Source organism: Sandaracinobacter sp. (genome assembly GCF_041909755.1).
Taxonomy (GTDB): Bacteria; Pseudomonadota; Alphaproteobacteria; order Sphingomonadales; family Sphingomonadaceae; genus Sandaracinobacteroides.
The window spans coordinates 1-8,236 of sequence record NZ_JAYRCW010000103.1 but is presented as its reverse complement, the minus strand read 5'-3'; the positions used below and the strand labels follow the sequence as shown (position 1 = coordinate 8,236).

7 protein-coding genes are annotated in these 8,236 nt (G+C 69.4%); 3 read left to right on the top strand and 4 right to left on the bottom strand.

The features are described from left to right. On the bottom strand, positions 1–689 hold a 689-nt coding region (locus ACE3O8_RS11785; protein ID WP_374389968.1), incomplete at its 3' end, for an alpha/beta fold hydrolase. 67 nt (positions 690–756) lie between these two features. On the opposite strand from ACE3O8_RS11785, the gene ACE3O8_RS11780 reads away from it, so the two are divergent. Further along, positions 757–1,632 carry an acyl-CoA thioesterase gene (locus ACE3O8_RS11780; RefSeq protein ID WP_374389966.1) on the top strand — a complete coding sequence of 292 codons (876 nt, stop codon included), beginning with the start codon at positions 757–759 and terminating at the stop codon, positions 1,630–1,632. Here ACE3O8_RS11780 and ACE3O8_RS11775 read toward each other — a convergent pair. The 3 genes from ACE3O8_RS11775 to ACE3O8_RS11765 all read right to left on the bottom strand — a co-directional run bounded on the left by ACE3O8_RS11775 (position 1,620) and on the right by ACE3O8_RS11765 (position 5,977). After that, entirely contained in the window at positions 1,620–3,134 is a 1,515-nt protein-coding gene (locus tag ACE3O8_RS11775; protein ID WP_374389964.1) for a hypothetical protein, read from the bottom strand. The genes ACE3O8_RS11780 and ACE3O8_RS11775 overlap by 13 nt on opposite strands. Positions 3,135–3,393: 259 nt before the next feature. After that, the gene (locus tag ACE3O8_RS11770; protein WP_374389962.1) at positions 3,394–4,980 is read right to left on the bottom strand and encodes a cisplatin damage response ATP-dependent DNA ligase; all 1,587 of its coding nucleotides are present in this window, start codon (positions 4,978–4,980) and stop codon (positions 3,394–3,396) included. Continuing rightward, a complete protein-coding gene (locus tag ACE3O8_RS11765; protein ID WP_374389960.1) occupies positions 4,973–5,977 on the bottom strand; it encodes a ligase-associated DNA damage response exonuclease in 1,005 nt (334 codons plus the stop codon). The genes ACE3O8_RS11770 and ACE3O8_RS11765 overlap by 8 nt, the downstream gene beginning before the upstream one ends. A gap of 96 nt (positions 5,978–6,073) precedes the next feature. Between ACE3O8_RS11765 and ACE3O8_RS11760 the strand changes: the two genes are divergently transcribed. Both ACE3O8_RS11760 and ACE3O8_RS11755 read left to right on the top strand, forming a co-directional pair. Then, the gene (locus ACE3O8_RS11760) at positions 6,074–7,525 is read left to right on the top strand and encodes an alpha/beta hydrolase (protein WP_374389958.1); all 1,452 of its coding nucleotides are present in this window, start codon (positions 6,074–6,076) and stop codon (positions 7,523–7,525) included. Then, on the top strand, positions 7,522–8,236 hold a 715-nt coding region (locus tag ACE3O8_RS11755; RefSeq protein ID WP_374389956.1), incomplete at its 3' end, for an alanine:cation symporter family protein. The genes ACE3O8_RS11760 and ACE3O8_RS11755, both read left to right, overlap by 4 nt.

Here is an 8,236-nt window from a genome sequence, read left to right as displayed (position 1 = left end):
GGGCGCAGCAGGATCAGCGGCATGGAGAGGCTGCCCGGCCCCTGATCGGCAAGGCCCGCAGACGTGCTCCCGCCCACCGCCTCGATCTCGGACAGCCTCGCCTCCCACCGGGCGAGAGCGGTGGCCCTGTCCTCGCCCTTGCAGCGGGCCAGATCGGGTCTGTCGGGCGGAAAGGCATCCACCTTCAGCGCCTCCACACAGGTGCGCGACCGGGCCGCGAGCGGCGCGAAGGCACCCGGCGCGGAAAGGCCCGTCGGATCGACAAGCACAAGGGCGGCGACATCCTGCGGAAAGGCGCGGGCGAAATGGCGCATGTTGAGCCCGCCCAGCGAATGGCCGACAAGCACCCACGGCCCCGGCAGGCCCGATGCCTTCAGCGCCGCGTGCAGATCCGCCGCGACCGCCGCGCCGTCTCGCGGCAGCGGCCCGGGGCTGCTCCGCCCCTGCCCCGCCCTGTCGGATGCGCAGGCGCGCACATCCTCCGGCAGTTGCGCCATCACACGCCGCCAAACCCGGCTGTCAGCGGCCCAGCCGCTGTCGAACACGACCACCGGTCCCTGCCGCCCCTGGCAGTAAAGGTTCAACGTGCGGCCATCGGGCAGGCTGACGGCTCTGTCCTCCGGCGCGGCGCAGGCGGCCGTCCCAAGCGCCAGCCACATGGCGATGAACAGGATGGGTGCGCGTCGCATGGCCCATGGGGGTGCCAATCCTTGCGGCAGGTTGCAAGCGGCGCGCGCGCGGCCTAACCGCCTGCCCATGTCAACGCCCGGCTCCACCCCGCTTTCGCGCCTCGTCCAGCTCCTCGATGTCGAGGAGATCGAAGTCGATCTCTATCGCGGGGCGAACACCGACGCCGGCTGGGTGCGGGTTTATGGCGGGCAGGTGGTGGCGCAGGCGCTTGCCGCCGCACAGCGCACCGTGGCCGAAGACCGGCCGGTGCATTCGCTGCACAGCTATTTCATCCGCCCCGGCGAACCGCGCATCCCCATCCTCTACAAGGTGGACCGCGAGCGCGACGGCGCCAGCTTCACCACCCGGCGCGTCACCGCCATCCAGCACGGGCGGGCCATCTTCTCGTTGGCGGCCAGCTTCCAGCTGGTGGAGCCGGGCCTGACCCATCAGGACAGCATGCCCGAGGTGAAGGGGCCTGAGGGCCTGCTGAACGACGCCGAACTGCACGCCCTCGCCGGCGATCGCATTCCCGAACCGTTCCGTACCATCTGGGCCGAGCGGGACCGCCCCTTCGAATTCCGCGCAGTGCAGCGGCACAATCCGTTCAAGCCAAAGGCGACCGAACCCGTCGCCCACAACTGGTTCCGTGCAGACGGAGAGGTGCCGGAAGGTCAGGCCCTTCGCGCCGCGATCTTCGCCTATGCCACCGACATGACGCTGCTGGACACCTGCACGCTTCCCCACGGCGTGGCCTGGACGGATCCGAAACTCCAGGCCGCCAGCCTCGATCACGCGATCTGGTTCCACCAGCAGCCGGACCCGTCCGCCTGGCATCTCTTCGATCAGGCGAGCCCGGCGGCCTCTGGCGGGCGCGGGCTGAACATCGGAAAAATCTACCGGCAGGATGGCCTGCTGGTGGCAACCGTCGTGCAGGAAGGGCTGATCCGCTACAGGCGCTGAGCGGTCGAGGCCATCGCCAGCCGCACGCGCCGCAGGTCCCCGATCTCGGCCTGAACGCCGGCCCTGTCGCCCGCGCGCGCCTTCAGCAGCATGCGCTGAGCAAGTTCCGCGGCCGGGCCGCCATGGGGCGACCATGCCAGCGGCTCCAGCACCTGCGCCGCCTCCCTCAGGCGGCCGGCGTTCGTGAGCGCCAGCGCGGTGTCCAGCACCACGTCCGTCACCTGCGGGGCCAGCCCATAGGCTTTCAGCAGCACGTCCAGCGCGTCGGCCGGCATGGGCCTCGTCTGGCTGCGGTACAGCCGGGCATAGGCGTGCAGCGTGCGCCAGTCCTGCGGGGCGGCGTTCCAGGCGCGGACAAGATAGCGCCGTGCGTCCTCACCGCCTGCCTTCGCATCCGTCATCCGCGCCGCCTGCGCCCGCCAGCGCAGCAGGTCTGCATCGCGCGGCAGCTGGTTCAGCTGGGCATCCAGTAGGGTTGCCGCCGTTGCCGGAGAGCCGAGGTGCAGTTCCGCCAGCGCCAGTGCGCGCGCGGCCAGCGCATCGCCGGGATGGCGCGCGGCGCGGGCGCGCAGATCCGCCAGCGCCTCGGCCCGGCGGCCGGGCGGCACGCCATGCTCGATCGCCACCATCGGCAGCAGCATGTCGGCGGCGGAGCGCGGCAGGTCGGTCACCGAAACCGAAACGGTCTGCGGCCCCGCCCTGTCGAAGCGCGAATAGGTCGCCTCGCGCGTCACATAGGTTCTCAGCCGGGATTCGAACGCGCGGAAGTCCGGATCGACATGGGTGCGGAAGGCCGCCACCGGGTCTTCGCCGGCGCCATAGGCCTTCAGATAGGCGACCAGCCGGTCCCGCATGCCGGGCGCGCGGAACAGATAATGGGTCAGCAGCCAGCTCTGCGCATAGAAGATCGCGGACTGGCTGCCCCGCAGCAGGGCCGGATCGCGGGCCAGCAGTGCTTCCAGCGGAATCCATCGCGTCCGCGCCAGGGCAGCGGCGCGGATCGGGCTCGCTTCCCCATATTCGATGCGGTCATCGCGGAACCGCGCGGTCGAGAAATATTCTGCAAAACCTTCCACATACCAGGCCGGATAGGCGGTGCGGCTCGCGCCCAGCAGGAAGTGATGGGCATATTCGTGCAGCAGCAACGCCTGCGCCAGCCCCGAGGAGCGGCTTCCTTGCACCTCCTCCAGCGCGATGGCGGAAATGCGGCCCGCACTGGCCCGGTAGAAGCCCGACACATTGGCCCCCACCGGCCGCCAGGGGCTCGCGGACTGGATATCGGGCACCAGGAACACATCGAGCCGCGGCGCATCGGCCGGCAGGTCCCGCCCCGTCGCGCGCACCAGCAGCCGGTGGAAATCCTCCAGCAGGATCGCACGGGATTCGAGCGCGCGCGCCGGCATGTCCGCATGAACCCGGAACCGCCCGGTCTCGGCGACCTTCCACTGCGCCAGCAACGGAGCCGGCAACAACAGGATCAGAAAGGCCAGAAGAAAACGCACACCCACCCTTTATCGCACCACGGTGAACCACGAGTAACCAATAGTGCCCGATGCCCTCGGGCAGACAAAGGCTCCAACTGTCAACCAGTGTGAAGCCAGTCCAGCGCCCCCACGCACATCGACGCCGGCACTGGCGGCAAGCGCCTGAACCGCGAACGAGTGGCGCTGCGCCCATCGACATAGGCGCGCAGCCGGGGCTGGAACGATGCCGTCATCGCATTTTCCGCGACACCCTCCCCAACGCAAACAGGCGGGGAGGCTATTCCGGCCTGCCCAGCCCCGCAAGCACCCGCAGGGCAGATATGCTGTCCGCCTCGGCGGCGGGCTTGTCCGTGCGGATGCGCGAAATGCGGGGAAAGCGCATGGCAAGGCCGGATTTGTGGCGGGTGGACGGGCCGATGGAATCGAACGCCACCTCCAGCACCAGCGCCTTCTCCACCTCTCGCACGGGGCCGAAGCGGTTCACCGTGTTGGCCCGCACCCACTGGTCCAGCCATTTCAGTTCCGCGTCGGTAAAGCCGAAATAGGCCTTTCCCACCGGCAGCAGCTGGCCGTCTTCCCGCCAGGCGCCGAAGGTGAAGTCCGAATAGAAGCTGGATCGCTTCCCGTGCCCGCGCTGGGCATACATCAGCACGCAATCCGCCGTCAGCGGCTGCCGCTTCCATTTGTACCACAGGCCCGCCCGGCGCCCTGCCACATAGGGGCTGACGCGCCGCTTCAGCATCAGCCCCTCGATCGCAGGATCCGGAGGCGCTGCCCTGAGCGCAGCCAGATCATCAAGGCTTGCCGCGTTCAGATCCGGCGACAGATCGAAGCGCGCCGGATCCAACCGCGCCACCACGCCTGCCAGCCGCGCCCGCCGCTCGGCCAGCGGCAGCGCGCGCATATCTTCATCGCCGTCGAACAGCAGGTCGTAACAGCGCAGGAACACCGGATAGTCCGACAGCATCCGCGCGCTTACCGTCTTGCGGCCCAGCCGCTGCTGCAGGGCGTTGAAGCTGCCCACCGCGCCGTCGCCGCGCACCAGCAGCTCGCCATCCAGCGCGGCATCCGCCGTCAGGGCAGACGCAATCTCGGGAAAGCTATGGGAAATGTCATTCCCGTCGCGCGAATAAAGCCGCGCGGCGCCCCCCACCCGCACCGCCATCGCCCGGATGCCGTCCCACTTCCACTCTGCCGCGAAGGCCGCCACGTCCAGCGCCTCCGGCTCCTCCAGCGGATGGGCCAGCATGAAGGGGCGAAACAGCGGCCGGGCGGAAAGGTCCGGCCGTTCGCCCCGCCCCTCGCCCCAGGCGAACAGCCCGGCATAGGGCGGCTCCAGCCCGTGCCACAGCTCCTCCACCTCCTCCACCGCAACGCCGAAGGCCTGCGCAAACGCCAGCCGGGCCAGCCGCGCGCCCGCCCCGACACGCAGGTTGCCGGTGGCGAGCTTCAGCAGCGCGAAGCGCCCGGAGGCATCCAGCCCGTCCATCAGGGCGGCCAGAGCGGCGGGCGCCTCGGCCCGGCCCAGCGTCCGCAGCCGGTCCACCACGGCGGCAAGACCGGGGCGATCCGCGCCCTCGCCATCCCACAACAGCGAGACCGTCTCTGCCAGATCGCCCACATAATCATAGGAGAGGCGGAACAGTTCGGAATCCACCCGTTCCTCGATCAGCGCGCGGATCAGGGCCGGCTTCACCGCCGGCAGGTCCAGCGCGCCCGTCAGCGCGGCAAGGCCCCAGCCCCTGTCCGGGTCGGGCGCTGCCCGCAGCCAGTCCGCCATCAGCTTCAGCTTCGCGTTGCGCCCGCCCGCGAACGACAGGGCGTCGATCAGGTCCGCGAAGCCGGTGAGGCCGCCGTCAGTCATCCTCGTCCTCGCGGCCCACAAGGTGCAGCGCGCGGGCACGGATCTGCCGCAGCGCGCACCAGCGCACCAGCGCGTCGTCGCGCCCGTGCGTCACCCACACCTCCTTCGGGCGCAATTCCTCCAGAGTCGCGGTCAGTTCGTCCCAGTCGGCATGGTCGGATATCACCAGCGGCAGCTCCACGCCCCGCTGCCGCGCACGGGCGCGAACGCGCATCCAGCCCGACGCCATGGCCGTGATCGGATCGGGCAGCCGCCGGCTCCAGCGATCCTGCAGGGCAGACGGCGGCGCGATCACGATCTGCCCGCGCAGGGCCGCCGGGGGCGTGTCCGCCATCGGGCGAAGCTCTCCCAGGTCCACGCCATGCGCCTGGTACAGCGCCATCAGCCGCAGCATCGCGCCGTGCAGGTGGATGGGCGCCCGGTATCCCGCCTGCCGCAACAGCGCCACCACCCGCTGCGCCTTGCCCAGCGCATAGGCCCCGATCAGCAGGCAACGATCCGGGTTGGCCGCCAGCATCGCCAGCGCCCGCGCCACCTCCGCCCCGGCGGGCGGATGGCGGAACACCGGCAACGCGAAGGTGGCTTCCGTCACGAAGATGTCGCACGGCACCGGCTCGAACGGCGCGCAGGTCGGGTCGGCGCGCCGCTTGTAATCGCCGGACACGACCACGACGGCGCCCTCCCGTTCCAGCCGCACCTGCGCCGATCCCAGCACATGCCCCGCCGGGTGCAGGCTGATCCGAACGCCGCCAAGATCGATCGCCCCGGCATGCTTCAGCGGGCGGGCGCCCGCCTGCGGGCCGTAACGCTCCGCCATGATGGCAAGGGTCGGCGCGGTCGCCCACACCTCCCCATGGCCGCCGCGCGCGTGATCCGAATGGCCGTGGGTGATGATCGCGCGCGCCACCGGCCGCGCGGGATCGATCCAGGCATCGGCCGTCGGCAGATAAAGCCCCTCCGGGCGGGGCTGGATCCAGGTCAGCACATCCGGCGCCATCCGCAACAGATAGGGGCGCGGCCACCAAAGCTCCAGCCGGGTGAGCCCCGGATGAAATCGCTTTCGCAGCCCGCGACTTGTCGGCTAGGCAGGCGCATGTCCATCGTCATCGCAACGATCAAATATCTGCTGGTCGGCGCCCTGCTGCTGCTGGCCGCCGTGTTCCTGGTTCGGGCCGTGCAGTCCATGCGCGGGCCGGATCTGCAGCCCTGGCACCGGCTGGCGCCGCCGGAACCGTCAGCGGACGAGATCGATGCGATGAACTGGACGCAATGGCTGAAGGCCGAGGATGCCGCGTTCCGCTTCGTGGAGACAGAGGTGCAGGCGAAGCTGCCGGCCGGGCAGCAGGTGCCGCAAAACCGCTATTGGGCGGATGCCCCGCTGAACCCTGCCAACCTGCGCCAAAACTGGAACCGCAGCTTCACGCTGGAACCGGCGGGCGCGCCGGTTGGCGCCGTCGTTCTGCTGCATGGCCTGACGGACGCGCCCTACAGCCTGCGCCATGTGGGCGACCTGTATCAGAAGCGCGGCTGGGTGGTGATCGGCATCCGCATGCCCGGCCATGGCACGGTTCCGGCCGGGCTGGCGAAGGCGAAAGCCGAACAGTGGCAGGCCGCCACCCGCCTCGCCGTGCGGGAGGCGATGCGCCGCGCACCGGGCAAGCCGCTGCACATCGCCGGCTATTCCAACGGCGCGGCACTCGCCATGATCCACGCGCTGGATGCCACCCAAAATCCGGCGCTGGGCGCGCCGAAGCAGGTGGTGCTGCTGTCCCCGATGATCGGCCTCACCCGCTTTGCCCGCTTCGCCGGGCTTGCGGGCATGCCGGCGATCTTCCCGGCCTTTGTCAACGCCGCATGGCTGGATATCATCCCTGAATATAATCCGTTCAAATACAATAGTTTCCCTGTGAAGGCGGGGGCCGAATCCCATCGGGTGACGGTGATCCTGGGCGAAAAGATCGAGGCTGCGCGCAGCAGCGGCCGCATCGGCCGCCTGCCGCCGATCCTCACCTTCCAGTCCGCCGTCGATTCAACCGTCAGCGCGCCTGCCGTGGTGGACGGCCTCTATGCCCATCTGCCCGCCAACGGCTCGGAACTGGTGTTGTTCGATATCAACCGCGCCGCCTATGTCGGTCCGTTCGTCCGCCAATCGGCGAAGACCGCGCTGGAACGGATGCGCCCCACCGGCCGGCACAATTACCGGTTGAGCATCGTCGCCAATGCCGCGCCGGGCGATCCGGAAACGGTGGTGCGCAGCTATGCGCCGGATGCCACGGTACCGGTGGAGGAACCGCTCGGCATTCCCTATCGCCGGGATTTCTTCTCGCTTGGCCATGTCGCCCTGCCCTTCCCCCTGTCGGACGGGCTCTATGGCGCAGACCCGTCGCCCGATGATCCGCAGGGCGTGGCGCTGGGCGCGCTGGCGACACGCGGGGAAAATGGGGTGCTGGGCATTTCCCCGGCCGCGCTCGCCCGCGTCAGTTCCAACCCGTTCATGCCCTGGGTGTTGGGCCGGATCGACCAGACGCTGCAGGCCCCGCAATGAGCGCCATCGACATCATCAATGCCGGCATCGAGCGACTGTCCGCCTTCGTTTTCTATACGGTGCCGATCGGCGGGGTCGAAGTTCAGCTGATCGTGCTGTGGCTGGCCTTCGCCATGGTTTTCATCACCTTCTGGCTGGGCGTTCCGCAGATCCGGGGCTTTTCCGAAAGCTGGCGCATCCTGCGCGGCAAATATTGGGATCCGACGGCCCCGGGCGAAGTCAGCCAGTTCGCCGCCCTTGCAACCGCCCTGTCCGGCACCATCGGGCTGGGCAATATCGCGGGCATCGGCGTCGCACTCACCGTCGGCGGGCCGGGCGCCATCTTCTGGATGTTCGTGATCGGCATTGTCGCCATGGGGCTGAAATGCGCCGAAGTGACGCTGGGCCTGATGTTCCGCGAAGAGATGGCGGGCGGCCGCATCCGCGGCGGCGCGTGGATCACGCTGGAACGCGGCCTCGCCTCCATCGGGATGCCGAAGCTGGGCCGGGGGCTGGGTCTGTTCCACGCCTTCCTGATGATCGGCGGCTCGCTGTCGCTGTTCCAGGTGAACCAGGCCTATCCGCCGATGGCGGAGCAGTTCGGGTTCGACAACCGGCTGCTGTTCGGCCTCTTCTTCGCGCTGATGGTGGCGCTGGTGCTGCTGGGTTCCATCCGCTGGATCGCGTCGGCCACCTCTGTCCTCGTGCCCGCGATGAGCCTGATCTTCATGG